The 26,145-nt window shown below is 67.2% G+C and carries 30 protein-coding genes; 15 read left to right on the top strand and 15 right to left on the bottom strand.

Annotated elements, in window-relative coordinates:
• A complete protein-coding gene (locus IE187_RS15660; protein ID WP_133191646.1) occupies nt 1-129 on the bottom strand; it encodes an aa3-type cytochrome c oxidase subunit IV in 129 nt (42 codons plus the stop codon).
• A gap of 200 nt (nt 130-329) precedes the next feature.
• Between IE187_RS15660 and IE187_RS15655 the strand changes: the two genes are divergently transcribed.
• Entirely contained in the window at nt 330-1,754 is a 1,425-nt protein-coding gene (locus IE187_RS15655) for a sigma-54-dependent transcriptional regulator (RefSeq protein WP_133191645.1), read from the top strand.
• A gap of 96 nt (nt 1,755-1,850) precedes the next feature.
• The gene (locus IE187_RS15650) at nt 1,851-2,225 is read left to right on the top strand and encodes a hypothetical protein (protein ID WP_189677011.1); all 375 of its coding nucleotides are present in this window, start codon (nt 1,851-1,853) and stop codon (nt 2,223-2,225) included.
• Nucleotides 2,226-2,249: 24 nt separating this feature from the next.
• Here the strand turns inward: IE187_RS15650 and folP are convergent, their stop codons facing one another.
• The 6 genes from folP to glmM all read right to left on the bottom strand — a co-directional run bounded on the left by folP (nt 2,250) and on the right by glmM (nt 8,275).
• Nucleotides 2,250-3,311 carry a dihydropteroate synthase gene (gene folP / locus IE187_RS15645; protein ID WP_189677010.1) on the bottom strand — a complete coding sequence of 354 codons (1,062 nt, stop codon included), beginning with the start codon at nt 3,309-3,311 and terminating at the stop codon, nt 2,250-2,252.
• Between the two features lie 120 nt (nt 3,312-3,431).
• Nucleotides 3,432-4,559, bottom strand: coding sequence for a site-specific DNA-methyltransferase (locus tag IE187_RS15640; protein ID WP_308435293.1), 1,128 nt, complete (start codon nt 4,557-4,559; stop codon nt 3,432-3,434).
• A 153-nt stretch (nt 4,560-4,712) separates the two neighbouring features.
• Nucleotides 4,713-5,336 carry a ribonuclease HII gene (rnhB, locus tag IE187_RS15635; protein WP_189677009.1) on the bottom strand — a complete coding sequence of 208 codons (624 nt, stop codon included), beginning with the start codon at nt 5,334-5,336 and terminating at the stop codon, nt 4,713-4,715.
• Nucleotides 5,317-6,549 carry a bifunctional hydroxymethylpyrimidine kinase/phosphomethylpyrimidine kinase gene (locus tag IE187_RS15630; protein ID WP_189677008.1) on the bottom strand — a complete coding sequence of 411 codons (1,233 nt, stop codon included), beginning with the start codon at nt 6,547-6,549 and terminating at the stop codon, nt 5,317-5,319. The genes rnhB and IE187_RS15630 overlap by 20 nt, the downstream gene beginning before the upstream one ends.
• Nucleotides 6,546-6,776 (bottom strand): DUF1272 domain-containing protein, encoded by a 231-nt coding sequence (locus IE187_RS15625; RefSeq protein WP_189677007.1) that lies wholly within the window; start codon nt 6,774-6,776, stop codon nt 6,546-6,548. Before IE187_RS15625 ends, IE187_RS15630 begins: the two co-directional genes overlap by 4 nt.
• Nucleotides 6,777-6,934: 158 nt before the next feature.
• A complete protein-coding gene (gene glmM / locus IE187_RS15620) occupies nt 6,935-8,275 on the bottom strand; it encodes a phosphoglucosamine mutase (RefSeq protein ID WP_189677006.1) in 1,341 nt (446 codons plus the stop codon).
• 74 nt (nt 8,276-8,349) lie between these two features.
• On the opposite strand from glmM, the gene IE187_RS15615 reads away from it, so the two are divergent.
• Nucleotides 8,350-9,633 (top strand): dicarboxylate/amino acid:cation symporter, encoded by a 1,284-nt coding sequence (locus IE187_RS15615; protein WP_189677005.1) that lies wholly within the window; start codon nt 8,350-8,352, stop codon nt 9,631-9,633.
• Here the strand turns inward: IE187_RS15615 and IE187_RS15610 are convergent.
• The 8 genes from IE187_RS15610 to IE187_RS15575 all read right to left on the bottom strand — a co-directional run bounded on the left by IE187_RS15610 (nt 9,630) and on the right by IE187_RS15575 (nt 15,947).
• On the bottom strand, nt 9,630-10,373 hold the full coding sequence (locus IE187_RS15610) for a sigma-70 family RNA polymerase sigma factor (RefSeq protein WP_133191636.1): 744 nt from the start codon (nt 10,371-10,373) through the stop codon (nt 9,630-9,632). The two genes, IE187_RS15615 and IE187_RS15610, sit on opposite strands and share 4 nt — an antisense overlap.
• Nucleotides 10,370-12,421, bottom strand: coding sequence for a flagellar biosynthesis protein FlhA (gene flhA, locus IE187_RS15605; RefSeq protein WP_189677191.1), 2,052 nt, complete (start codon nt 12,419-12,421; stop codon nt 10,370-10,372). Before flhA ends, IE187_RS15610 begins: the two co-directional genes overlap by 4 nt.
• Nucleotides 12,422-12,470: 49 nt before the next feature.
• On the bottom strand, nt 12,471-13,373 hold the full coding sequence (locus IE187_RS15600; protein ID WP_133191635.1) for a lytic transglycosylase domain-containing protein: 903 nt from the start codon (nt 13,371-13,373) through the stop codon (nt 12,471-12,473).
• 60 nt (nt 13,374-13,433) lie between these two features.
• Nucleotides 13,434-13,784 carry a flagellar protein FlgN gene (locus IE187_RS15595; RefSeq protein ID WP_133191634.1) on the bottom strand — a complete coding sequence of 117 codons (351 nt, stop codon included), beginning with the start codon at nt 13,782-13,784 and terminating at the stop codon, nt 13,434-13,436.
• Nucleotides 13,781-14,068, bottom strand: coding sequence for a flagellar biosynthesis anti-sigma factor FlgM (locus tag IE187_RS15590; protein WP_133191633.1), 288 nt, complete (start codon nt 14,066-14,068; stop codon nt 13,781-13,783). The genes IE187_RS15595 and IE187_RS15590 overlap by 4 nt, the downstream gene beginning before the upstream one ends.
• 93 nt (nt 14,069-14,161) lie before the next feature.
• A complete protein-coding gene (locus IE187_RS15585) occupies nt 14,162-14,707 on the bottom strand; it encodes a flagella basal body P-ring formation protein FlgA (RefSeq protein WP_189677004.1) in 546 nt (181 codons plus the stop codon).
• Nucleotides 14,704-15,294, bottom strand: coding sequence for a flagellar motor protein MotB (locus tag IE187_RS15580; RefSeq protein WP_189677003.1), 591 nt, complete (start codon nt 15,292-15,294; stop codon nt 14,704-14,706). The genes IE187_RS15585 and IE187_RS15580 overlap by 4 nt, the downstream gene beginning before the upstream one ends.
• Nucleotides 15,291-15,947, bottom strand: a complete 657-nt coding sequence (locus tag IE187_RS15575; RefSeq protein WP_189677002.1) for a MotA/TolQ/ExbB proton channel family protein — start codon at nt 15,945-15,947, stop codon at nt 15,291-15,293. The genes IE187_RS15580 and IE187_RS15575 overlap by 4 nt, the downstream gene beginning before the upstream one ends.
• Nucleotides 15,948-16,229: 282 nt before the next feature.
• Between IE187_RS15575 and flgB the strand changes: the two genes are divergently transcribed.
• The 12 genes from flgB to motA all read left to right on the top strand — a co-directional run bounded on the left by flgB (nt 16,230) and on the right by motA (nt 26,083).
• Entirely contained in the window at nt 16,230-16,580 is a 351-nt protein-coding gene (flgB, locus tag IE187_RS15570) for a flagellar basal body rod protein FlgB (protein ID WP_133191630.1), read from the top strand.
• 1 nt (nt 16,581) lies between these two features.
• Nucleotides 16,582-16,989, top strand: a complete 408-nt coding sequence (gene flgC, locus IE187_RS15565) for a flagellar basal body rod protein FlgC (RefSeq protein WP_133191629.1) — start codon at nt 16,582-16,584, stop codon at nt 16,987-16,989.
• A 1-nt stretch (nt 16,990) separates the two neighbouring features.
• Nucleotides 16,991-17,674: a flagellar hook assembly protein FlgD gene (locus tag IE187_RS15560; RefSeq protein ID WP_189677001.1), complete on the top strand. Its 684-nt coding sequence runs from the start codon at nt 16,991-16,993 to the stop codon at nt 17,672-17,674.
• A gap of 42 nt (nt 17,675-17,716) precedes the next feature.
• On the top strand, nt 17,717-18,964 hold the full coding sequence (locus IE187_RS15555) for a flagellar hook protein FlgE (RefSeq protein ID WP_189677000.1): 1,248 nt from the start codon (nt 17,717-17,719) through the stop codon (nt 18,962-18,964).
• 23 nt (nt 18,965-18,987) lie between these two features.
• Nucleotides 18,988-19,731, top strand: a complete 744-nt coding sequence (locus IE187_RS15550) for a flagellar basal body rod protein FlgF (protein WP_189676999.1) — start codon at nt 18,988-18,990, stop codon at nt 19,729-19,731.
• A 14-nt stretch (nt 19,732-19,745) separates the two neighbouring features.
• Complete coding sequence (gene flgG, locus IE187_RS15545; RefSeq protein WP_010184707.1) at nt 19,746-20,534, top strand: flagellar basal-body rod protein FlgG; 789 nt, start codon at nt 19,746-19,748, stop codon at nt 20,532-20,534.
• A gap of 11 nt (nt 20,535-20,545) precedes the next feature.
• The gene (locus IE187_RS15540; protein ID WP_229839444.1) at nt 20,546-21,232 is read left to right on the top strand and encodes a flagellar basal body L-ring protein FlgH; all 687 of its coding nucleotides are present in this window, start codon (nt 20,546-20,548) and stop codon (nt 21,230-21,232) included.
• 119 nt (nt 21,233-21,351) lie between these two features.
• Nucleotides 21,352-22,434, top strand: a complete 1,083-nt coding sequence (locus IE187_RS15535; protein WP_354288133.1) for a flagellar basal body P-ring protein FlgI — start codon at nt 21,352-21,354, stop codon at nt 22,432-22,434.
• Complete coding sequence (locus IE187_RS15530) at nt 22,431-22,781, top strand: rod-binding protein (protein ID WP_133191624.1); 351 nt, start codon at nt 22,431-22,433, stop codon at nt 22,779-22,781. The genes IE187_RS15535 and IE187_RS15530 overlap by 4 nt, the downstream gene beginning before the upstream one ends.
• Nucleotides 22,778-24,124: a flagellar hook-associated protein FlgK gene (flgK, locus tag IE187_RS15525; RefSeq protein WP_189676997.1), complete on the top strand. Its 1,347-nt coding sequence runs from the start codon at nt 22,778-22,780 to the stop codon at nt 24,122-24,124. The genes IE187_RS15530 and flgK overlap by 4 nt, the downstream gene beginning before the upstream one ends.
• Nucleotides 24,125-24,132: 8 nt before the next feature.
• Nucleotides 24,133-25,047: a flagellin N-terminal helical domain-containing protein gene (locus IE187_RS15520; RefSeq protein ID WP_189676996.1), complete on the top strand. Its 915-nt coding sequence runs from the start codon at nt 24,133-24,135 to the stop codon at nt 25,045-25,047.
• Between the two features lie 172 nt (nt 25,048-25,219).
• Entirely contained in the window at nt 25,220-26,083 is an 864-nt protein-coding gene (motA, locus tag IE187_RS15515) for a flagellar motor stator protein MotA (RefSeq protein WP_133191621.1), read from the top strand.
• Nucleotides 26,084-26,145 lie beyond the last annotated feature (62 nt).

The following is a 26,145-nucleotide window of genomic DNA, read 5'->3' as shown; positions in this document are numbered from 1 at the left end:
CTACTTGCCCGAAACCAGCCACACCACCACGAAAGCGATGATGAAGACCGCGACCGCGCCATATTTCATGACGCTCATGACCTTGTCATAGGTCGCGCGGTGGACCTGCATGTCATTCTCGGCAGCCATCGTTCCATCCCCTGCAAGACGGGGTAGTCCCCCGGTTCGTCCTTGTGCTTAGCTTGCACACGCCTGCGCCTCAACCCCCGCGCATTCGCATTGCCAAACGCGCGTTTGTGTCCCGCGCGTCCCATGGCGGGGCGTTTAAGGGCGCTTTCACACCTTCACGGTATGCTTTGCACTGGATTTGACACGAATGGGATGGACGCATGACGCGTAACGGACAGCGGCTGCTGATGTTGATCGACGACGAGCCCGCACAGCGGCGGCTCGTCGCGGCGATCGCAGCGCGGCGCGGCTGGCGGGCGGTGTTTGCCGCCGATGGTGAGATGGCGATCGCGATGCTCGGTACGCAGGACGGGATGCAGCTCGACGCGATCCTGCTCGACCAATGGGCGCCCGAGGCCGACCCCACCGCGCTGATCGACGAGATCCGCCGCCGCCGCCCCGCGCTCCCGCTGCTGCTGCTCACCGCCAACGGATCGGTCGCACAAGCCGTCGCGGCAATGCGCAGCGGCGCGACCGATTTCCTCGTCAAGCCACTCGCCCCCGAGCGGCTTCTCACCGCGCTCGACGCCGCGGTCGCCGGCAAGGCGGCTGGCGAATTGCGCCCGCTCACCGAGAAGATCCCCGCTTTGCTCGCGTTCGACGAAATCGTCGGCTCCGCCCCCGATTTCCGCGCAGCGCTCGCCATCGCCGCCAAAGCGGCGCGCGCCCGCGTTCCGGTGCTCGTCGAGGGCGAGAGCGGCGTCGGCAAGGAAGTCGTCGCCGAGGCGATCCACGCCGCGTCCCCCCGCGGTAAAAAGGCGATGGTCGCGATCAACTGCGGCGCGCTGCCGCCGAACTTGATCGAGTCCGAGCTGTTCGGGCACGAGAAGGGCGCGTTCACCGGCGCGTTCGAGCGCAAGATCGGGCGCTTCCAGGAAGCCGATGGCGGCACGCTGTTCCTCGACGAGATTGGCGAGATGCCGCTCGAGGCGCAGGTCAAACTGCTCCGCGTGCTGCAATCGGGCGAAATCCAGCCGATCGGCGCGCGCCACACGCGCGAGGTCGACGTCCGCGTCATCGCCGCGACCAACAAGCGGCTGATCGAGGAAGTCGAGGCCGGCCGCTTCCGCGAGGACCTCTATTATCGCCTCAACGTCGTCCAGGTGACGATCCCGCCGCTTCGCGAACGCGCCGGCGACATCCCGGCGCTCGCGCGCCATTTGCTCGCGCGGATCGCCGAGCAGCCGGGGCTTCGCCCGCTTGGTATCACCGACGATGCGCTGGCGCTGCTCGGGCGATACGATTGGCCGGGCAACGTCCGACAGCTTCAGAACGCCCTGTTCCGCGCGGCGGTGCTGTGCGACGGCGCGGCGCTGACGCGCGTCGATTTCCCGCAGATCGCAGCGCTCGGCGGACAGCGTCACACCACGCCGACGCCCATGCCGATGGCGACGAGCGGCGGCGTCACGCTGTTCCATGCCGATGGCAACCTGCGCGCGCTCGAGGAGATCGAGGCCGACGTCATCCGCCTCGCGATCGGCCATTATCGCGGCCGCATGACCGAGGTCGCGCGGCGGCTCGGGATCGGGCGCTCGACGCTGTATCGCAAGCTCGGCGAGCTCGGAATCGACAACGCCGCCGCCTGACCTGCCTTTCGCCACAACGATTCGTCGCAAATTTCGTCCCGCTACGGACACACCCGCGCCTCAGAGAGTTGGTACGGCAAAGGAGTATGTATTCTCATGCGTAACAAACTGATCCTCGCAGCGCTGACCGCTGCCACCCTCGTCCCCAGCATGGCACCTGTCGCCGCGTCCGCGCAGAGCTACGACGACCGTCGGTACGATCGTCGCGACGACGATCGTCGCTATGACCGTCGCGACGATGACCGCCGCGACAAGCGCACCTATCGTGGCCAGGATGGCCGCTACTACCCCTGCAAGCGCAGCAGCGGCACGACCGGCGCGGTTGCCGGCGGCGTTGGCGGTGCGGTTGCGGGGAACGTCCTCGGTGGCGGTTTGCTCGGGACGGTCGCTGGCGGCGTCGGCGGCGCGCTGCTCGGCAGGACGCTCGACAAACGTCATGACGCCGCCCAGAACCGCAAGAACGGGTGCTGATCGGATCCGGGTGGTAGCCTGAGGCTACCGCCCGACCAGGGCGCGGTCGCGAAGACCGCGCCATACCCGCATCGCCTGGACGGTTTCGGGTACATCGTGGACGCGCAGCAGCTGCGCGCCCGCCATAACCCCCGTCAGCGCGAGCGCAACCGATCCCCCCAGCCGCTCGGTTGCCGGTGCTTCGTTCGACAAAGCTCCGATCATGCGTTTGCGGCTCGCGCCGAGCAGGATCGGACAGCCGAGCCCGTGAAAGATGGTCAGCGCATTCATCAGCGCCAGATTATCGGCGAGCGATTTGCCAAAGCCCACGCCCGGATCGACGATGATCCGCGACCGCGCGACCCCGCCCGCCACCGCCGCGGCAATCCGCGCCTCGAGCCAGTCGAACACCTCGACCACGACATCGCGATAGCCCTGCCCGCCATGCGGTCCCTTGGCCGGATCGGGCGAGTGCATCAGCACCACCGGACACCCCGCCTTGGCGACGACGTCGAGCGCGCGATCATCCCACAGCAATGCCGCAACATCATTGACGATCGCCGCCCCCGCCGCGAGCGCCGCCTCCATTACTGCGGCCTTGCGCGTGTCGATCGAAACCAGCGTACCCGCGCGCGCGAGTCGTTCGATCACGGGCACGACGCGCGCGATTTCGTCGCCCTCCCACACCGTCGCCGCGCCCGGCCGTGTCGATTCGCCGCCGACGTCGATCAGCGCCGCCCCCGCCGCCGCCATCGCGACACCGGCGCTCGCTGCTGCTGCAGGATCATCCGACACGCTTCCGCCATCGGAGAAACTGTCGGGCGTCACGTTGAGGATGCCGCACACCGACGGCTGATCGAACCGGAGCGTCCGCTCGCCGAGCGTGAGCGCGGCGCGCGGGGCGATAATCGCTGCGTGCAGCCGCGCCGCGCGGTCGTCGCGCAGCAGCGTGGCGAGATCGGCGATCGGCACCGTCCGGCGATGCCCGTCCTCGATCACCTCATAGGCCGAGAACCACAGCATCCCGCCGGCCAGCCGCGCGACCTCGCCGTCGCGGTCGACCGGCGTGTCGACGAACTGGATCGGGCGGAGGTGGAGACTGCTCATAGATCATCCCGTCGCCCCGGCGGAGGCCGGGGCCGCTGCGTTTGACGCGAAACCCCTGTTGACGCGAAACCTCTGTCGCGCGCAACTGCCTGGCGGCCCCGGCCTACGCCGGGGCGACGCCTAGATCTGCGTCGCCAGCAGATAGGTCTGCCGCAGCGTATCGATCGGCTTAAGCCCCTCGGGCGTCTCGTGATGCCAGAAGGTCCAGCCATTGCACGCCGGCGCCCCCTGCAACACCGAGCCGAGTTTGTGGATCGACCCCGTCTGGTCGCCACTGATGACCGAGCCATCGGCGCGCACCGTGACACTGTAACGGCGCTTGGCATCGACCAGCACTGCGCCCGCGACCAGCATACCGTTCTCGACGATCGTGCCGAAGGCGACGCGCGGTGCGGCCTTGGGGCTCTGCATCGTCTTGAGGGCCGATTCATCGAGCGGCAGCGCCGCCGCGATGCGTTCTTCGGCCGCCGCGATATAGTCGCTCTCGCGCTCGATCCCGATCCAGTGCCGGCCGAGGCGCTTGGCGACAGCCCCCGTCGTGCCGGTACCGAAGAACGGATCGAGCACCACGTCGCCGGGCTTGGTGCATGCCAGCAGGATACGGTAGATCAGCGCTTCGGGCTTCTGCGTCGGGTGAACCTTGACGCCGTCGCGCTTCAACCGCTCCTGCCCGCCGCACGTCGGGAACTCCCAGTCGGAGCGCATCTGCAGCTCGTCATTGAGCGTCTTCATGCTGCGATAGTTGAAGGTGTAGCGCGACTTCTCGCCCATCGACGCCCAGATCAGCGTCTCGTGCGCGTTGGTGAAGCGCGTGCCCTTGAAATTGGGCATCGGGTTGGTCTTGCGCCAGACGATGTCGTTGAGGATCCAATAGCCCAGATCCTGGATCGCCGCCCCCACCTTGTAGATGTTGTGGTACGATCCGATCACCCAGATCGCGCCATTGTCCTTGAGGATGCGCTTCGCCTCGGCGAGCCATTCGCGCGTGAACTTGTCATAGGCGCTGAGCGAATCGAACTTGTCCCATTCGTCGGTGACCGCATCGACATGGCTGCCATCGGGCCGCGACAGGTCGCCGCCGAGCTGGAGGTTGTAGGGCGGATCGGCAAAGATCAGGTCGACCGACTTGGCCGGCAGCGCGCGCATCGCAGCAATGCAGTCGCCGCGCAGGATCTGGTCGAGCGGGAGCTGCACCGGTGCCTCGACCGCGCGCGGCGCCGCTTTCCTGATCTTCTCCAAAACCCCCATCGTCGTCGTCCCTTCGTGTGTGACGGGCATCCCTGCCAGCAACGAGACTCGCGTCAAGCGAACATTGGTTAACGAAAAACCTTGAGATTCCGTCAATTTGGCGGAACATTTCGGGAAACGAACCAGATATTGAGTCCCGACTTATCCACAGGCTCAAGCGCTGGTGTGTGGCACCGAAGACTCGTTAAGCAAGAAAGCTTCGGCGACCGGGCGAAAACTGCGCCGATGGAGCGCGCACGGCCCATGTTCGCGCAAAGCACGCAGGTGGTCGGGCGCGCCATAGCCCTTGTTCGCATGCCAGCCGTACTGCGGATGCGCCTCGGCGTGTGCGAGCATGATCGTGTCGCGGGTATGCTTGGCGATGATCGAGGCGGCGGCGATCGACAGGCTGATCGCATCGCCCTTGACGATCGGCGTCGCGGCGAAACCCCATTTGGGGAGACGGTTGCCGTCGACCAGGACATGCCCCGGCGCGCAGCCAAGCGCTTCGACCGCGAGCGTCATCGCCTTCATCGTCGCCCAATAGATGTTGAGCGTGTCGATCTCGTCAGCCTCGACGATGCCGATCCCGACGATCGCGCAGGCGCGCAGCCGGTCGTGGAGCCGCTCGCGTTCGCTGGCCGGCAGCTTCTTCGAATCGTTGAGCCCGCGCGGCACACCCTTGGCGGGCAGGATCACCGCCGCCGCGACCACCGGCCCGGCAAGCGGCCCGCGCCCCGCCTCATCGACGCCTGCGACCGGCGCGAGACAGAGCTTTTCATGTTTGAGGCTTGGCATAAGGCAGTCGCCATGGCGGATAGCGCCGGTTCTCGCCAGCCTGGTAGAGACAGACCGCATTGCCCGCGGGATCGCACAGCCGCGCTTCGCGCCAGAGCCACGGCTGGTCGGTCGGCAACTGGTCGAAGACGAGCCCCGCAGCCTGTAGCCGCAAGACCTCAGCATCCAGATCGCTGCATTCGAAGAAAACCGTCGGGCCCGCGTCACGCTCGATCGACAGCGTCGCACCGCCGGCGGCTTCGAAGCGTGCGTAATGCGCATCGTCGGTGCCAACGATCTGCGTAAGCCCAAGCGTCGCATAGAACGCCCGCGACGCCGCATGATCGGTCATGCCGAGCGTCACTTGGTTGAGCCGCGCTTCGGGCCCAACGTCGAGCCGCACCGCCTGATGCCCCATCGGCCCATGCCCGCCACCCAAACCCGGCGCGTCGCGCAGAGCGAGGCGAACGAAGGTCCGCGCCGCTGCCACCGCCGCTTCGAGCGACCGCCCTTGCGCGAGCAAGGTCGCGATTGCCGAAGCCAGCGTGCAACCCGTCCCGTGTGTGCTGTGCGTGTCGATCCGCGGAGCCGACCAGGACGCGACTTCGCCTGCTGCATCAATCAGCCGATCGACGATGTCGACTCCCTCCCCGTGCCCGCCCTTGATCAGCAATGATCCCTCTCCCAGCGGGAACGGGACGGGGTCCCCGCCGAAGGCGTGGAAAGGGTCAAGGCCACCCCCCGATAAGCCGCGCGCCTCACCCTCATCCTTCCGCTGGGAGAGGGATTTCTCGAGCGCACGCAGCTCGGGCAGGTTCGGCGTCGTAACCGTCGCGATTCGCATCAACCGCGCAAACGCCGCGATCGTTTCGGCATCGGCGAGCACCGCACCGCTCGTCGCGACCATCACCGGATCGAACACGATCGGCACCGCAAGCGTCTCGAGCAGATCCGCCACGCCATGCGCGGTCGCCGCCGAACCGAGCATCCCGATCTTCACCGCATCGACGCCGATATCCGACACGCACGATTCGATCTGCGCGATCACCATGTCGGTCGGCACTGGCAGCACGGCCTGAACGCCGAGCGTATTCTGCGCGGTGATCGCCGTGATCGCGGTCATCGCATGGCCGCCGAGCATCGTCACCGTCTTGATGTCGGCCTGGATCCCAGCGCCGCCGCCCGAATCCGAACCGGCGATGATCAGGATGCGCGGCGTGGCAGCGCGGCTCATTGCGGCCGCTTGAAGCGCCGCACGGTCGATGCGGGGTGCCGCTCGAGCAAATCATCGACGCGCGCGGGGCGATCCATCAGCTCGCCGCCGCAATTGGGGCAACGGTCGTCGGCCTTTTCGGCGCATTGCGCGCAAAAGGTGCATTCGAACGAACAGATGAAAGCCCCCGCCTCATCGGCCGGGAAATCGGTGCCGCACCGTTCGCAATCGGGGCGCATTTCGAGCATCGTGTCTTCCTTTTCCCCTCGGCCTCTCCTGACCCCCCCGCTTGCGGGAGGGGTTAGGGAAGGGGCTGGCCTAGCAAAGAGGCAGCATCGCATGCCGCACTGCCCTCCCCCAGCCCCTCCCGCAAGCGGGAGGGGAGCAGAAAGTCGGGGGAGAGCTTTCAGCCAGCCGCGACGCGCACCGCTTCGCAGATCCGATCGACCACCGCTTCGACCTGCGCGGGGTCGTCGCCTTCGGCCATCACGCGGATCACCGGTTCGGTGCCCGACGGACGGATCACCAGCCGCCCCCTGCCCTTCAGCTCGACCTCGGCCTGCGCGATCACCGCCTTGACCGCCGCGTCGTCGAGCGGCTTGCCACCCGCAAAGCGCACGTTCTTGAGCAATTGCGGCAGCGGCTCGAAGCGATGCAACAGCTCGCTCGCCGGTGCGCCCGCCCAGGCGAGCTCGGCGAGGATCTGCAGCGCCGCCACCAAGCCATCGCCGGTCGTCGCATAATCCGACAGGATGATGTGCCCCGACTGCTCGCCGCCGACATTGTACCCCTGCGCGCGCATCGCCTCGAGCACGTGGCGATCGCCCACGCTCGTGCGCACCATGCCGATACCCTGCGCCGCAAGGTGCCGCTCGAGCCCGAGGTTCGACATCACCGTCGCGACCAGCCCGCCATTCTTCAACCGCCCGCTGCGCGCCCAGCCACTTGCGATCGTCGCCATCAGCTGGTCGCCATCGACGACATGGCCCTTTTCATCGACCACGATCAGCCGATCGGCATCGCCGTCGAGCGCAATGCCGAGGTGCGCGCCCGTCTTCACGACGGTCTCGCACAGCAGCGTCGGCGCGGTCGAGCCGACCCCGTCATTGATGTTCTTGCCGTTCGGCGTGACACCGATCGCGACGACCTCGGCCCCCAGCTCCCACAAGGCGGTCGGCGCGACACGGTACGCCGCGCCATTGGCGCAATCGACGACGATCTTCATCCCGTCGAGACGCATATTCTCGGGGAAGGTCGATTTGGCGAAATGGATGTAGCGCCCCTGCGCATCGTCGACGCGCCGTGCGCGACCGATTTCGGGGGCGGGCGAAAGATCGATGTCGCCGTCGATCAACGCCTCGATCGCGAGTTCGTCGGCGTCCGAAAGCTTGTAGCCATCGGGCCCGAACAGTTTGATGCCGTTGTCGAAATACGGATTGTGGCTCGCCGAGATCATCACGCCGAGATCGGCGCGCATCGACTGCGTCAGCATCGCGACGGCGGGCGTCGGCATCGGCCCGAGCAGCACGACGTCCATCCCGACCGAGGTGAATCCCGCGACCATCGCCGATTCGAGCATGTACCCCGACAGGCGCGTATCCTTGCCGATCACGACGCGGTGGCGGTGATCCCCGCGCCGGAAGTGCGCGCCCGCGGCCATCCCGACCTTCATCGCCATCGCCGCGGTCATGGGCGTTGCGTTGGTGAGCCCACGAATCCCATCGGTGCCGAAATATTTTCTTGCCATGCGCGCGCGTCCATTCGGTTATGCGGGTTCCTCTTTGGGGCGTTCGACCGCGTCCCGCAATGACAAGGGCGAGCATGTCGGCGAAGTTGAACACCCCATCGACCCGGATTTTGCTGTCGCTCGTGGCCGGGCTCGCGCTCGGCACCGCGCTCGCAGCAGGGCTGCCGGGCGCCGTCCCGACCGTCACGGCGATTGCCGGACCGATCGGTTCTGCGTGGCTCAACGGCTTGCAGATGACGGTCATTCCGCTCGTCTTCGCGCTGCTCGTTACCGGGATCGCCGAGACGACGGCGGCGGCACAAAGCGGTGCGATCGCGGCGCGCTCGATCGCGATCATCCTCGTCGTGATGATCTCGAGCGCGGTCGCCTCGGCGATCCTCACGCCGCTGTTCCTCCGCATCGTGCCGATGCCCGCTGCATCGGCCAAGGCGCTGCGGGGTGCGCTGGTCGATGCAGCGCCCGCCGGCCCGGTGCCGCCGCTCGGGGAATTCCTCGCCGGCATGGTGCCGAGCAACGTCGTCGCCGCTGCCGCCAACGGCGCGTTCCTCTCGCTGATCCTGTTCGCGCTCGTCTTCGCCTTTGCGCTCACCAAGATCGATCGCACCGGCCGTGACGTCCTGACGAGCTTCTTCGCGGCGATCCGCGATGCGATGCTGGTGATGATCGGCTGGATTATCTGGATCGCGCCGATCGGCGTCTTCGCGCTTGCGCTGAGCGTTGCAGCCAAGACCGGCACCGCCGCGGTCGGCGCGCTGTTCCATTACGTCGCGACGGTCTCGGCCGTCGGAATCGTCGTCAGCCTGTTCGCGCTGCCGCTCGCGGTGTGGGGCGGACGGATCGCGCTCGGCCGCTTCCTGCGCGGCTCGGCACCGGTGCTCGCGGTCGCGCTCAGCACGCAGAGCTCGCTCGCCAGCCTTCCCGCGATGCTGCGCAGTACCGAGGCGCTGGGCGTTCCCGTCGCCACCTCGGGCGTGGTCCTGCCGCTGGCCGTCGCGATGCTGCGTGCGACCGGGCCGGCGATGAACCTCGCGGTGGCGATCTATGTCGCAGCGTGGTTCGGCGTGCCGCTGACCTTCGCGACGCTGAGCGCGGCGACCGCGATCGCGGTGCTCACCTCGCTCGGGTCGGTCAGCCTGCCTGGGCAAGTGAGCTTCATCAGCGCGATCGCGCCGCTTGCGGTGACGCTCGGCGTGCCGGTCGCGCCGCTCGGGCTGCTCGTCGCGGTCGAGACGATGCCCGATATCTTCCGCACGCTCGGCAATGTCATCTTCGACATGGCGGTCACGCTGACAGTCGCGGCGCGGAGCACCGCCACGCCCGAAACCGCTGCCGATGCGCTGCTGCGCGATCCCGCCTAGCGGCGCAGCATGGCTTTCTTGAGCCGGGCGTGCGCCGACGCCTTGATCTGGCACACGCGCGCCGCGCCGACTCCGATCACCGAGCCGATGTCCTCGAGGTTGAACTCCTCGACATAATACAGCTGGATGACCAGCGCCTCGCGCTCGGGCAAGCTGGCGATCGCGGCGATCAGCGTGTCACGCTCCTGCTCGTCGGAGAGGTGGGCGAACGCGTCGGGCTCCTCGCTCGCGAACCACGGGCCCTCGTCCGAATACACATCGTCGATCGGCTCCATCCGCACCGGCTGGGCATTGGCATAATCGAGCCGGAGCTTCTCGGGCGTCACGCCGATCCGCGCGGCGACGAGCGCCGCATCGGGCGCATGGCCGAGTTCGGTGGTCAGCATCGCGACGGTTTCGGCATACAGGCGTTTCCTTTGCATCGCGCCGCGCGTGATCGTCGCGCTGCGGCGCAGCGCGTCGATCATCGCGCCGCGCACGCGCGTGGCGAGATATTGTTCGAAGGTCACTTGCCCGCGATCCTCGAACGCAGCGGCCGCTTCGACCAGCGCGACCATCCCGGTCTGGACAAGATCCTCGACCTCGACCGCCGACGACATGCTGCCATGGATATGCCGCGCGATCCGCCGGACGAGCGGGAGATGCTTGCGCGCCAGCACGTTCATGTCGGGCGCCGCGGTGCGGCCATAGACGAGCGGCTGGGCATCGGCGAAAAGCGCGGGGTTGGGCTGTGCGGTCATGCTGGGAGCGCTCCGGCTGCGCCGATCACGGCGACGACTTCGACCGATTTGTCCTCGGGGACTTCGAAGAAGCTCATCACCGGGATATCGGGCAGGCAGGTCTTGACGAGCTTGCGGATCGCGATGCGGATCGCGGGCTGGACGACGAGCGCGAACGGCTTGGCTTCGTTGATCAGCGGCTGCGCGGCGTTCTGCAGCGCATCGACGATGCGGCGGCCGAGATCGGGCTCGATCGTATGGCGCTTCGACGGATCGCCGCGCATCGCCTGGCCGAGCAGCCCTTCGAGCTGCCCCTCGAGCGTCATCACGCGCAGCGGCTCGCGCACGCCGCACAGCTTGCCGATGATCAGCCCGCCGAGCGCCGGGCGGATCATCTCGATGATCTCGTCGGCATCGAGCGTCTTCTGCGCAGCGACCGCGATCGCGGCGGCGATCCGCCGGAATTCCTTGAGCGGCACGTTCTCCGCGAGCAACCCGCGCAGCACCTGGGTGAGCGTGGTGAGCGGCAACGGATTGGGCGAGAGCGACGCGACCAGGTTCGCCGCGCGCTCCTTGAGCCCGTCGAGCAGCGCCTGGACTTCGTCGGGGCCGAGCAGTTCGGAGGCATGGACGCCGAGCTGATGGTTGAGATGCGTCGCCATCACCGTGCCCGGATCGACCACGAGATAGCCAGCACCCGTCGCCGCATCGGCGTCGCTCGGCGCGATCCACACCGCGTCGAGCCCGAAGGTCGGATCCTTGGCGCGCTTGCCCATCAGCCCGCCGACCGCCTGGCCGGTATCGAGCGCGAGCATCTCGTCGGGCGAGACGCTGTCCTCGCCGACGACCACACCGCCGACGATGATGCGATAGGCGAACGGCGCGAGGTTGATGTCGTCGCGCACGCGGACCTGCGGAATGACGAAGCCCATGTCCTTCGACAGCTGGCGCCGCACCCCAGTGATCCGCCCCATCAGCGGCGCACCGCGACGCTCGTCGACCAGCGGCACCAGGCCGTAGCCGATGTCGAGATTGACCTGCATCGTGTCGGCGACTTCGTCCCAGCCGATCTTCGAATAATCGATCGGCTCGGCCGGGACGGTCTCGACCGGCGCGGGGCGGCGCGCTGCCTGGCGCATCTTCCACGCGGCGAAACCGGCGAGGCCCGCGGCGGGCAGGATGATGAGGTGCGGCATCCCCGGCATCACGCCGAGCAGGGCGAGGATGATCGCGACCGGGGTCCAAGTCCGCGCCGAGCCGAACTGGCTGCCGATCTGGCCGGCAAGATCCATCGTCGACTGGACGCGCGTCACGATTGCCGCCGCGGCGATCGACAGCATCAGCGACGGGATTTGGGCCACAAGCGCATCGCCGATCGCGAGCAGCACGTAATTGTGCGCCGCCGCCGCGATCGTCATGCCGTGGCTGACGGGACCCAGGATCAACCCGCCGACGATGTTTGCGGCGAGGATCAGCAGGCCCGCGACCGCGTCGCCTTTCACGAACTTCGACGAACCGTCCATCGACCCGTAGAAATCGGCCTCGGTCGCGACTTCGACGCGGCGCAGCTTGGCTTCCTCGGGGGTGATCAACCCGGCGTTGAGATCGGCGTCGATCGCCATCTGCTTGCCCGGCAACGCGTCGAGCGTGAAACGCGCCGACACTTCGGACACGCGACCCGCGCCCTTTGTGACGACGATCATGTTGATGATCACGAGGATCGCGAAGACGAACAGGCCGACGACATAATCGCCGCCGATCAGGAAGGTGCCGAACGCCTCGATCACATGGCCAGCGGCGCTCTCGCCCTCATGCCCGTGGACCAGCACGACGCGCGTGGAGGCGACGTTGAGGCTGAGACGGAACAGCGTCGCGAACAGCAGGACGGTCGGAAACGCCGAGAAATCGAGCGGCTTCTGCGCATTCAAGCTGACCATCAGCACCGCGAGGCTGATCGTGATGTTCATGATGAAGAACACGTCGAGCATCGCCGCCGGGATCGGCACGACCATCAGCACGACGAGCAACAGGATCGCGACGGGGAGCGCTGCCGAACGCAGCAGCGGCAGGATCCCGCCCGCCTTTCCGGCGGGAGCTGTCAGAGCAATCGCCACTTAGTTACGCCCCCATCTGCGCGAGCAACATGTACGCGAGCCGCGCGTTCGCCGGCGTCGGACGGAGCAAGCTGGCGGCTGAGTTCGATGCCATCTGCGTCGTCGAGCTGCCCATCGCGCCGCCCAAGCGCTCGAGCGTCGACTGCGCCCAGATCGTCGCGTCCGAGGTAGAGGTTTCGGCATTGCCGGGGATGACGTCGGCGCCCCACGAACCAAGCCGCGTCGCTGCCAGGCCCGACGTTGCGGGTGCGCTGGCGCCCTCGATGCTCTTGCCGAGCTTGGCCGAGAAGCGGCTGTAAATGTCGGAGAGCGATCGCGCGCTGCCATCGGAATTGAAGAACACGCCGCGATTTGCGCGTGCGGCGGCGGGGAACATCGCCGCGCCGCTCTTGTCGGGATTGGCCTGCATCGTCGTCAGGAACGAGCGCGCGCCGCCGAGCCCGAGGAAATGCGCCATATAGAGATCGGTGCCGGTCGCGGTGCGCCCGGTCGCGCTTTCGAGCGCGTCCTTATTGTCGCTGGCATGTTCGGCCGCCATCAGCGACGCCGCCGCCGGATCGTTGCGCAGCGCGAGGATCGCGCGCTTCATCGTCGGATCGGAGACCGTGGCATGCCCGCCGGCACCCGTCGTAATCGCGTTGGCGGCCCAGGCGAGGCCGTTCTCGGCGCCGTGCGCTTTCACGACGCGCAACCAGCTTTGGTCGACGAACTGGTACAGCCCGCGCGCACTCGACGTCCCGGCCTTGGCCGAGGCATTCAGTCCGCTCTCGAGCTTGGCTTGCCCCAGCAGATAGTTGAAGTCGATGCCGGTCTTCTGACTGGCATTGGCGATGGCGTTGCGGATCGCACCGCCAGCGCCGGTCGCATCGACCGCCCCGTTCAGAATGGAAAGTGGATTGAAAGGCATCGGACCCCTGCTTGCGCGTCTTCACGGCAAACACAGCAAGGGTCGTGCCAAGATGCTTAATCAGGCGTAAGCGGCGAGCCCCATGCCGGGGCGATAGACCGTTCCGGGGCCCGACCCGGTCGCGACACCGGCAGACCCGGTCAAGGTTTGCAGGCGGCGGCGAACATTTGCCGCCATCAGATTGACGTAGATCCGGCAGGTTTCGTTCAAGCGATGCGCTTCCTCGGCAAGCGCGCGCAGCTCATCGCCGGCGGGCGCCTGGCCGAACGCGGCAACCGCCTCGATCGCGGCGAGCTTGTCCGCGGTCGCGCGCTCGAGTGCGGCGACGTCGTTGACCTTCAACGCACCGATCTCGGCATGGAGCGCTTCGATCACGCCGATCAGCGCGTCGCGCCGCGTCGGGACGCTCATTTGTTCGGGCTCCAATACAGTTTCAAAGCGAGCATCCGGTCGGCAATCGTTTCAGGGGAGATCGGGTACGTTCCGTTGCGCACCGCACGGCGGACTTCGTCGACGCGCTCGGTCTCGGCGGCGCTTGGCTTGCCGAAGTCGAAGGCGATCGCCGACAGCTCGCGCTGCTGGGCCACCGCGTCGCTCCGCCGCTCGACCGTCGCCGCGGGCTTTGCTGCTGCGGCTACCGGCACGACCAGCCGGTCGTGCGGTGTCACTGCCTTGGATCCGATTGCATCTACCATGTCTGCACCTTCGCGGTTCTCGCTGACATAGAGAGGAACGACCGATGCGCGCGGACCTTAAGAAAAGATTTCGCGCTTTTTTGGCGGTGCCGCTTATTCGGTCCAGCCCGGCAGCGTCGCGCGGCCGCTGTCGATCGCGACCGCCTGGATCGGTGCCTTGGCGGCGTCGATCTTGACGAGGAAGCGCCCGCCCGCGACGGCATCGCCGACCGCGATGCCATCGCGCGTGATCGAGAAGCCGCGCGACCCCGCACTGATCGTCACCGGATCGCCGCGCTTGATGACATAGACGGGGCGCGCCGCGCTGACTTCGCTTGGCGTCAGGACGAGCGGCGCGGCACCCTTGGGCGCCGCCACGGGCAGCTTCATCGGCACATACATCCGCCATTCGGGCCCGGTGCACGTCACCACCACGGCATCATGCACCTCGGAGCGCCACGCCAGCGACACCATCGGACAGGCGGCCAGCTTCAGTCGGCTGTCGATCGGCGTGCGCGCGCCCCCTTCGTCGCCAATGCCGTGCCCGGCAAAGGCGGTCACGGCGCGGTCGAGCGCGGTGGTATCCTGGAAGGCCCGCGGCGCTGTCGCGGCGAGCGGCGTGGCGACGGCGAGCAAGAGCAAGGGGAGACGACGAATCATCGCGGGGTCCTTTGAGGCGGCAAATTGGGGTTGCCGGGCGGCAAGCGCGTGCCGGCCCCGGCAAAGCCGGTGGAGACAGTCACCGATCGGCCCAGCGGTCGCGCGGTGGAGACGATCGAGAGGCGATCGGCGGGAACGGCATGCGCGACGAGCAGCAGCGTCGCCACCGCGCGCGCGCGATCGGCGGCGAGCATCGCGCCGCTCCCGGTGACGGGGTCGACATCGCCAGGCGAGCCATCGACCGCGCCGGCGATCCGCAAGGTCACCCGGCGGTCGCGCGTCGCCTCGCGCGCCCAGGCAATCAGCGCATCGGGCGACTGCGTCGCCACTGCCGAGCCCGGCGCAAAGCCGCGCAACGCGCCGACCGACACCGCGATCGGATCGGCGGGCTCGGTCCGCGCGCTGTCGCGCACGCCGAAACCCTCGCGCAAGCCCTTGGCGAGCGCATGCCGGTCGAGCGTCTGGCTCGCCTGGAGAAACACGAAGAAGCCGATCAGCAGCAGCGCCAGATCGGCGAGCGTCATCAGCCACACCGGCCGGCTCGAACCGAGCTCGGGCAGCGCGTCCTCGAAGGCAGCGGCGGTCATGCGACTTCCATCAGCGCGGCACCGCGCGGCCGCTCGCGCGCGGCGAGCGCGATCAGCGGCGGATCGAGCCGCAACCGCTCGATCGCTTCGTCGCGCGCCTGGCGGCGCAACCGCGCGGCGATCGGCGCAAGCATGAGATTGGCGAGCACCGCGCCATAGAGCGTGGCGAGCAAGGCAACCGCCATCGCCGCGCCGATCGCGGCGGGATCCTGCATCTTCACGAACATGCCGACGAGGCCGATCAGCGTGCCGACCATGCCCATCGCCGGTGCGGTCTCGGCCGCGCCCGACCAAAGTTCTGCGGACGCTACGGCGCGTTCGGTGCGCGCACGGCGGCGCTGGCGGAGCAGTTCGGCGACATCCTCGGGCGTCGCGCCATCGACGATCGCGGCGACCGCGGCGGCGATGTCGGGGTCGGCGATGACGGAGCGGTCGAGCGCCATCACGCCGTGGCGCTTGGCGATGCGGCCGAAGGCAGCGATCTGGTCGAGCAAAGGGTCGGCATCGAACCGCGCCCCGGCAAGTGACCCGAGCGCGGCAAACCCGCCCGCCAAGTCGCGCGCCGGCGTGCGCAGCACCATCGCCGCGAGCGTCCCCCCGCCGACGATGGCGAAAGCGAGCGGATCGAGAAAGGGGGCAAGGAGCGCTGTCATCTCGGGACTCACTGCAAGGCGCGGGCCAGTTTCACCCCGCGTCGCCCCGGCGCAGGCCGGGGCCGCCATGGGACCGCGCACGGCGTCACCCGCGCGCTACGCCAGCTCTCTCACGTCGCAGCGGCCCCGGCCTGCGCCAGGGCGACGACCGGCAATCGTATTGCCGCCTTCCGGCAAGCGTTTGCCGCCCGCTCCCGCCAAATGCCGCATTTCACCCCCATACTCCATTTGGCACGCCCCTTGCTGATACCCCTTCGCGCAATAAGGCGCTGGAGACGGGCGATGCCCAACGACAGTTTGTTCGGAGTACATGGGTCAGCCCTCGAAGTGCGTTCGCAGCGCATGGGCGTACTCGCGTCGAACATCGCCAACGCCTCGACCCCGGGCTTCAAAGCGCAGGACGTCGATTTCCACACCGCGCTCGCCGCGGTCGAAAATGCTGGCGGCGGCAATGCGAGCATCACCGGTGCGCTGCAATATCGCGTGCCCTCGCAGCCTTCGCTCGATGGCAACACCGTCGAGCTCGCGACCGAGCAGACCGCCTTTGCCGAGAACGCCGTCGCCTATCAGACGACGCTTTCCTTCCTCAACGGGCGGATCAGCCAGATCACCCGTGCACTGCGAGGCGAATAGAATGGCCGATCCTCTCACGATCTTCCAGGTCGCCGGGCGCGCGATGTCCGCGCAGCTCGTGCGGATGAACACGACCGCGTCGAACCTCGCCAATGCCGGTTCGGTCACGACCAGCGCCGAGACCGCCTACCGCACGATCAAGCCGATCTTCCGCACGCAGTACGACAAGGCCTCGGGCCTCGCGACGGTCAACGTCGAAAGCATCGTCACCGCGGGCGAGACGCCGTCGAAGCATTACGATCCGTCGCATCCGCTCGCCGACAAGGACGGCAACGTCTGGGAATCGGCGGTCGATGAAACGCGCGAACTGGTCGACATGATGGAGACCTCGCGCACCTACCAAAACAATGTCGAGGTCATGCAGACGGCGAAATCGCTGATCCTCGATACCCTCAAGATGGGACGCTAACATGGCCAGCACCTTCGATTCCACGCTCTCCAGCCTCGGCATCAGCGCGACGAAGTCGACTTCGGCCGCAGCGGCCACCGCCAAGTCGACCTCGCTTGGCACGTCGGATTTCCTCAAGCTGCTCACCGCGCAGCTGCAGAACCAGGATCCCTTCTCGCCGACCGACAACAGCCAGATGGTCGCGCAGCTCGCGCAGATCACCAGCACCTCGGGCATCGCCGACATGGGCACGACCTTGAAGGCGATCCAGACCAAGCTCGGCGCCACCAGCACCGCCGACGCGCTGTCCTATGTCGGCAAGACGATCCTCACCGAAGGCAGCACCGCCTATGGCCGGACCAGCGGCGGCATCGCCGGCGCGGCCGAGATCGACGGTGATGCGAGCGCAGTCCGCGTCGCGATCAAGGATGCCAACGGCCAGTTGCTCAACACGCTCGACCTCGGCGCGCAGAAGGCCGGCACGATCAATTACGACTGGGACGGCAAGACCGCGAGCGGCACCGACGCCGGCGCCGGCCCCTTCACCGTCTCGGTCAGCGCGAGCAGCGCCAGCGGCAGCGTCGCCGGCCGCAATCTGGTGTGGGCGCCGGTCTCCACCGTCTCGGTTCCCGCCTCTGGCAGCCCGACGCTCACCGTCCCCGGTGTCGGCCAGGTCGCGCTGAGTGCGGTTCGCCAAGTCGGCTGACGCCTTTCCCCCGCTTTCGTCCCAGATTTTCAGGAGCCCGCCATGTCCTTCTACACCTCGCTCAGCGGCCTGCAGGCCGCGCAGACCGAACTCTCGACCGTCAGCCACAACCTCGCCAACGTCTCGACCGACGGCTTCAAGAAGAGCCGCACCAATTTCGCCGACGTGATCGCCTCGAGCATCGCGACCGATCCGACCAAGCTCGTCGGGTCGGGCGTGGTCGTCAAAGCGAACCAGCAGCAATTCACCGAGGGTAATCTCAAGACCACCGGTGGCGCGCTCGATCTCACGGTGACCGGCGACGGCTTCTTCACGGTCAAGACCGCCGGGCTCAATCCCACCACCGCCTATACCCGCAACGGCGGCTTCAAGGTCGATCCAGCGACGCACAACATCGTCGACGCGCAAGGGTCGGCGCTGCTCGGCTATCCGGTCGATGCCAAGGGCAACGCCACCGCAACGGGCGCGGCGGGGCTGAGCGCGCTCAACCTGGCCGAGACGAGCGGCACCCCGGTGGCGACCGGCAAGGTCGCGCTCGGCGTCAATCTCTACGCCGCCGCGAGCGTGCCGTCCGCGACCTTCAGCCCGACCAACGCCGCGAGCTACAACAGCACGACGACGTCGACGATCTACGATTCGTCGGGCAAGGCGAGCACGCTCACGAACTATTACGTCAAGACCGCGGACAATGCCTGGACGGTGCACAGCTTTGCCGGCGACAAGGAATTGACCGTCGGCGGATCGACCGCGGGAACGCCCGTGACGTTCGGCAGCGACGGCAAGCTCACCGCGCCGACCGCGGCGATCGCCTATGACGCCTTCATGCCCGGCACCGGCGGCGTCTCGCAGACGCTGACGGTCAATCTGGCGGGTTCGACGCAAGCCTCGACGGCGTTCGCGGTCAATACGCGCAGCGTCGACGGGTCTTCGGTCGGCATGCTCTCCGGCGTGTCGGTCGATACGCAAGGCATCGTCTCGGCCAATTATTCGAACGGCGACACCGTCGCGCTCGGCAAGGTCGCGCTCGCCAATTTCGCCGATCCAACGGGCCTGCGCCAGATGGGCAACAGCTATTGGTCGGCAAGCGGCGTTTCGGGCCAGGCGACGCTCGGCGCCGCCAACGAGAACGGCTTCGGCTCGATGCTGTCGGGCACGCTCGAGGGGTCGAACGTCGATATCACCGAGGAACTGGTCAATCTGATCGCGGCGCAGCGCAACTTCCAGGCCAACGCCAAGGCGCTCGATACCGCCAGCCAGATCTCGCAGACGATCATCCAGATTCAGGGCTGATCGGGAGGCGATTGGAGTAACGCATGGACAAGCTGGTCTACACCGCGGCCTCGGGGCTCAAGGCGCATCTCGCGTCGCAGGCCGCGATCGCCAACAATATGGCGAACGCCTCGACGATCGGTTTTCGCGCCGATCGCGTCGTGTTCGACCGGCTGTCCTTGCAAGGCTCCGATTTCGACACGCGTACGCCCGCGTCGGCCGAAGTGGTCGATGCCGATCGCAAGGCCGGCACGATCCAGCAGACCGGGCGTCCGCTCGACGTCGCGGTGGCGAGCGACAGCTGGCTGACCGTCCAGGCGACCGACGGGACCGAAGCCTATACGCGCCGCGGGGATCTGGAAATCGCGCCTTCGGGCGTGCTCCAGACCGGCGACGGCTTCCCGGTGATCGGGTCGGGGGGCCCGATCACCATCCCGCCGGCACAAAGCGTCAGTATCTCGCAGAGCGGCGAGATCTCGATCATTCCGATCGGCGGCGACATCAAGAATCCGCAAGTGATCGACACGCTCAAGATCGCCAGCGCCAAGGGGTCGGACACCGTCAAGGGCACCGACAATCTGCTCTACGTGCGCGGCGGCGGCGTGCTCCCCGCCGATGTCGACGCGAAGATCGAGAGCGGCGCGCTCGAGGGATCTAACGTCAACATGACTCAGGCGCTGGTCGACATGATCGAGAACCAGCGCAGCTACGAGGTCCAGGCCAATCTGATGAAGTCGGCCAAGGACATGGATGAATCCAGCGCATCGCTGATGCGGCTGCCAAGCTGAAGAAGGAATAGACCATGGGTAGTGCAGCCATGCAGATCGCGCGGACTGGGATCGATGCCCAGGACATGCGTATGCGCGTCATCTCGAACAACCTCGCCAACGTGAACACCACGGCGTACAAGAAGGACCGCGCCGCGTTCGAGACGCTCGCCTACCAGACGGTGACCGCGCCGGGGGCGCCGAGCTCTTCGGAATCGAAGTACGCGACCGGGCTCAACCTCGGCACCGGCGTCAAGATCCAGGGCACCGCGCGGATCGATACGCAAGGGTCCTTCCAGCAGACCAACAACAGCCTCGACATGGCGCTCGACGGCGACGGCTATTTCCAGGTCCAGCTGCCCGGCGGCACGCTCGGCTACACCCGCGCGGGCAATTTCTCGCGCAGCCCCGAAGGGCTGCTGGTGACGAGCGAGGGCTATCAAGTCCAGCCCGGCATCACGATCCCCGAAGGCGCGACCGCGATCACCGTCGGCACCGACGGCACCGTCTCGGCGACCGTCCCCGGCCAGTCGGCGTCGACCCAGCTCGGCCAGATCCAGGTCGCGAGCTTCCCCAATGCCGCGGGACTGCTGTCGAAGGGCGACAATTACCTCGCCGAGACCTCGGCCTCGGGCGCGGCCAATCTCGGCATCGCGGGCCAGGAAGGCCGCGGCAACATCCGCCAGGGGCAGCTCGAAGGATCGAACGTCAACGTCGTCGAGGAACTCGTCGACATGATCGAGACGCAGCGCGCGTATGAGGTGAATTCGAAAATGATCACCGCGACCGACGAGATGCTGAAATATGTTAACCAAAATCTGTGATGGTTAACACCATGACATCCCTCTCTCTCCGAATCGCCTGCGTCCTGACGCTCGCTTTGGTGCCGACGGTCGCGCAAGCGAACCTGTTCGGCGGCAAGAAGAAGCCCCCGGTCGATTTCTCGGCGGCACTCCCCGCAGCCGAGCCCGAGGCGCCGCTCGTGGCGAACGGGTCGATCTTCCAAGCGAGCACTGGCTATGCCGCGCTCTACGAAGGCACGCGCGCGCGCCGCGTCGGCGATCCGCTGACGATCGTGCTGGTCGAGGCGACCGCTGCCTCCAAATCCGCCAATTCAAAGCTCGGCTCGAGCGGCGGCCTCAGCCTGATCCCGCCGACAACCGGCCGGCTCGCGCTGTTCCAGGGCACCGACGTGTCGATGAGCGGATCGCGCAATTTCAACGGCAGCGGCGCCGCCGACCAGTCGAACAGCCTGTCGGGCGAAGTCAGCGTGACGGTGAGCAAGGTGCTCTCGAACGGCACGATGCTCGTCCAAGGGCAGAAGCGCGTCACGCTCAACCGCGGCGACGAGTTCGTCCAGATCAAGGGGCTGGTCCGCTCGGCCGATATCGACGCCAACAACCGCATCCCCTCGACGCGCGTCGCCGACGCGCAGATCGCCTATACCGGCAAGGGTGACGTGGCGCGCGCGAGCCGCCAGGGCTGGCTGAGCCGCTTCTTCTCGGTGGTGAGCCCGTTCTGATGACCCTTTCGCGCGCCCTCCCCCCCGTCACCCCCGCGAAAGCGGGGGTCCCGCTTCTCCTTCGGACCGCGGGCAAGAAGCGGGACCCCCGCTTTCGCGGGGGTGACGGCTGGAAGCTGGTGCTCGCTTTCCTTTTCGCCGTGCTGTTTGCCACCCCCGCTTCGGCCGACCGGATCAAGGATCTCGGCGGCTTCCAGGGCATCCGCACCAACCAGCTGACCGGCTACGGCATCGTCGTCGGCCTTCCGGGCACGGGCGACGACAATCTCGAATACACCATCCAGTCGATGAAGGCAGTCGCCTCGCGCTTCGGGCTGCAATTGCCCGCAAACGTCAACCCCGGCCTCAAGAACGCCGCCGTCGTGATGATCACCGCCGATCTGCCGCCCTTCGCCAAGCCTGGCCAGAAGCTCGACATCACCGTCGCCTCGATGGGCAAGGCCAAGTCCTTGCGCGGCGGCGCGCTGATCATGACCCCGCTGCTCGGCGCCGATAACCAGATCTATGCAATGGCGCAGGGCAATCTCGCGGTCGGTGGCCTTGGTGCCGAGGGCAAGGACGGTTCGACGATCGTCGTCAACATTCCCTCGGCGGGCCGCATCCCCGAAGGCGCGACGGTCGAGCGCGCGGTCGCGACCGGGTTCGAGAACACGCCCACCCTGACCTTCAACCTCGCACGCGCCGATTTTACGACAGCGCAGAACGTCGCCGGCGCGATCAATTCGCGGCTCGGCGCGGGCACCGCGCAAGCGACCGATGCCGTTTCGGTCGCGGTGCGCGCGCCGGTCGGCGGCGACATCCGCGCGACGCTGATGAGCGAGATCGAGAACCTCGACGTCGTCTCGGCCGAACCCTCGGCAAAAGTAATTGTTAATGCCCGGACGGGAACAGTCGTTATCAACTCTGCGGTCCGCGTCGGCACCGCCGCGGTGACACACGGCAAGCTGACGGTGCGGATCGACGAAACCGAAAAGGTCAGCCAGCCCTTGCCGTTCAGCCAGGGCCAGACCGCCAAGCAGCAAAAGTCCGCAGTTGCGGTCGACGAGGAAAAGCACCCAATGTTCCTGCTCGAGCCCGGCCCCAAGCTGTCCGACGTGGTCAAGGCGGTCAATGCGATCGGCGCCTCGCCGGCCGATCTGGTCGCGATCCTCGAAGCGCTGAAGGAAGCCGGCGCGCTCAAGGCCGAGTTGATCGTGCTATGAGCGACGTTCCCGCCATCACCCCGATCCCGGGCCCGACGACAGGCATCAGCGTCGACACCAGCCGCTTGCAGAGCCGCGCCAATCTCGAGGCTGCCGGCAAGAAGTTCGAAGCGGTGTTCACCGGCATGATGGTCAAGTCGATGCGGTCGACGCATCTCGCCGAGGATGGCCTGTTCGGCTCGAAGGGCATGGATACCTTCAAGGAAATGCAGGACACGCAAGTCGCGCAGAACATGGCCGAGCACGCGCCGCTCGGCATCGGCAAGGCGATGACCGCGTTCCTCGCCAAGTCGCAGGCCGCCCTGCAGCCCGCCGCCGAGCCGCCGGCTGAGGGCAAGACGCCGTGAGCGACCTGCTCAGCATCGGCGCGAGCGGGGTGAAGGCGTATCAGACCGCGCTCACCACCGTATCCGAGAATATCGCGAATGCCGCGACGCCGGGCTATGCCAAGCGGACCGCGGATTTGCGCGAAGTCGCGCCCGCGCTCGGCATCGCGAGCGGCGGCAAGATCGCGGTCGGGCAAGGCGTCATCGCCGCCGGAATTACGCGCTCGGCCGACTCGCTGCGTGCCGCCGACGTGCGCAACGCGAGCGCCGATCTCGCGCGGACCGACACCAGCGTCGAATGGCTCGGCCGCATCCAGAACGCGCTGACCGGCAACCAGGTCGGCGAGCAGATCACCGGCTTCTTCAATTCGGCCAAGACCGTCGCCGCCGATCCCACCGCATCGGCGCCGCGCGCAGCGATGCTCGAACAGGCCAAGACCGTCGCCGCCAGCTTCGCTGCGACAGGCAAGGCGCTCGACAGCCTCGACGCCGATCTCGATACGACCGCGACGCAGGCGGTGACGACGCTGACCGCGCTCGGAACTGCGCTCGCCAAGGTCAATGACGGGCTTGGCCGCGTACAACCCGGTTCGAACGGCGCGGCGCAACTCGCCGACCAGCGCGATTCGATTCTCAATCAGATGAGCGCAATCAGCGATCTCTCGGTTTCGACCGACTCGGCCGGGCGCGCGAGCGTGAAGCTCGGCAACGGCGGCGGCCCGACGCTCGTCGCGGGCAACCAGTCGGCAAGCGTCGGCTTTGCGCGTGGCACCGACGGGACGGTCGCCTTCACCGTTCAAGCCGCCGACGGCGTGGCGCCGGTGACCTCGTCGGGCGGCGCGCTTGCGGGCGTGGTCGAAGCCGCAGCGCGGATCGCCGATGCCCGCATCCAGCTCGGTGGGATCGCCAGCGCCTTCACCAGCGGCGTCAACGCCGTCCAGGCGGAAGGCAGCGACCTCACGGGCACTGCCGGCGCAGCGCTGTTCGCGACCGGCAGCAGCGCGACCGACATCACCGTCGCACTCACCGACCCGAACGGCATCGCCGCCGCCGCCAAGGGCGCGGGCCCGCGCGACAACAGCAATCTCGCCAATCTCGCCACGTTGCGCACCACCGGCGCGTTCGAGACCAAGGCTACCGCGCTCGTCTCGAGCAACGCCGCCACGCTCGCCAGCCGCCAACAAGTCGCGACAGCGCAAGGGTCGATCCGCGACAATGCAATTGCCGCGCGCGACGCCGTATCGGGGGTCAACCTCGATAGCGAAGCGGTCGACCTGCTGCGCTTCCAGCAAGCCTATTCGGCGTCGAGCCGCGTGATCCAGGTCGCGCGCGACACGCTCCAGTCGATCCTCGACATCCGCTAGGACCCGCCATGCAGATCGGCACCAGCCAATTCTACGACACCGGAGCGTCCCAGCTGTCGAAGCTGTCGGCCAAGGCCGATACGCTCAACACGCAGATCGCGTCGACCAAGAAGTTCACCGATCCGTCCGCCGACGTGGTCGCGTACAACCGCCTTTCCACGATCAAACAGGCGACCGCCGACAGCAAGGCCTATGCCAGCAATGTAAGCATGGCGACATCGCTGCTGCAGCAGTCGGATTCGACGCTGAGCGCGATCGGCACCCAACTCCAGCAGGCGGCCGAGCTTACCACGCGAGCCGCGAACGGCACGCTCAATGACACCGACCGCAAGGCGATCGCGATCCAGCTGCAGAGCATCCGCGACGATCTCGTCAATCTGGCTGGAACAAAGGATGCGCGCGGCCAGCCGCTGTTCGGCGCGGCGACTGGCACCAATGCGGTGACCCAGGCCGCCGACGGCACGGTCAGCTTTGGCGGCACGGGCGAAGTCTCGGCGATCCCGATCGCCGACGGCACCAACATCCAGGCGACCGACAGCGCGCAGCGCGTGTTCGGCAACATCCCGACGAGCGGCGGCGGCACGACCGATGCGTTTGCGGTGCTCTCGAACTTCATCTCGGCGCTCAACGCGGGCGGCGACATTTCGAGTGCTGCGGGCACGGCGGCCGATGGACTCAAGGGCGCGATGACGCAGGTCAACGCGGTCCAGGGCTCGGTCGGCGCGCGCGCGGCGCGGCTCGACATCGTCTCGACGCAGTCGACCGACGCCGCCAGCGCGCGCGAGCTCGATCGCTCGGCGCTCGAGGATACCGACCTGTCGAGCGCGATCGCCGAACTGCAGAAGACGATGACGGTGCTTTCGGCAACGCAAGCGAGCTTCACCAAGCTCGGCTCGCTCTCGCTGTTCGATTACCTGAAATAAGCCGGTCTTCCGCCGGGAGCGCAAGCGATCGGCGCGGCTCGCCCCGCTCCTGAGGGCGATCGGGGTAAAACAAACCTTCGTTGGTTAACTGGTTGAACACCAATCCCCGCTAAGCCGTCATCATAGTCCGCAGGTCCACCCGACCCGCGTCAGCCAGGGGCCACCGCCACTCATGTTTCCGGTCATCGGCATAGTCGTTCTTCTCGTGATGATCTTCGGCGGTTTCGCGATCACCGGCGGCGCGCTCGGCCCCGTGATGGAGGCCATCCCGCACGAGATGCTGATCATCGGCGGCGCCGCAGTCGGCGCGCTCATCATCGGCAATTCGATGAAGGAGCTGAAGGCACTCGGCGGCGGGTTGATGAAGGTCTTCAAGGGCCCGAAATACAAGAAGCAGGATTATCTCGACGTCATCTTCCTCGTGTCGAAGCTGATGAAGATGCTGCGCACCGAAGGCCCGATCGCGCTCGAACCGCATGTCGAGGATCCCGCTTCCTCCGCAGTGTTCGCCGAATATCCGCGGCTGCTGTCGGATCATGCGCTGACCAACCTGATCGCCGATACGCTCCGGCTCGTCGTCGTGTCGTCGGGCACGCTCGACGTCCATGCCGTCGAGGACGTGATGGACAACATGATCAAGACCCACCACCACGAGGTCGAGGGCCCGCAAGGCACGATCGCGACGCTCGCCGACGCGCTCCCCGCGCTCGGCATCGTCGCGGCGGTGCTCGGCGTGGTCAAGACGATGGGGTCGATCGACAAGCCGCCGGCGATCCTCGGTGCGATGATCGGCTCGGCGCTGGTCGGCACCTTCATGGGCGTTCTGCTCGCCTACGGCATCGTCGCGCCGCTCGCCAATCGCCTCAAGCAAGTGCTCGATGCCGATGGCGCGATCTACCATGTCGTCAAGCAGATCATCATCGCCTCGCTCCACGGCCACCCGCAGCCGCTCGTCATCGAAGCAGCGCGCTCTGGCATCGCGCATTCGAACCAACCCGGCTTCGCCGAGGTGTTCGACGGGTTGCGGGGGCGGTAATCGTGACGGATCTAACGCGAAGCCGCGAAGGCGCGAAAAAGACTTTCACGCGGAGACGCGGA

Origin of the sequence: Sphingomonas glacialis, from assembly GCF_014653575.1 — a bacterium.
GTDB lineage: Bacteria > Pseudomonadota > Alphaproteobacteria > Sphingomonadales > Sphingomonadaceae > Sphingomonas > Sphingomonas glacialis.
The sequence above is the reverse complement of the archived record's forward strand: the minus strand, read 5'-3'. Positions and strand labels throughout refer to the sequence as shown.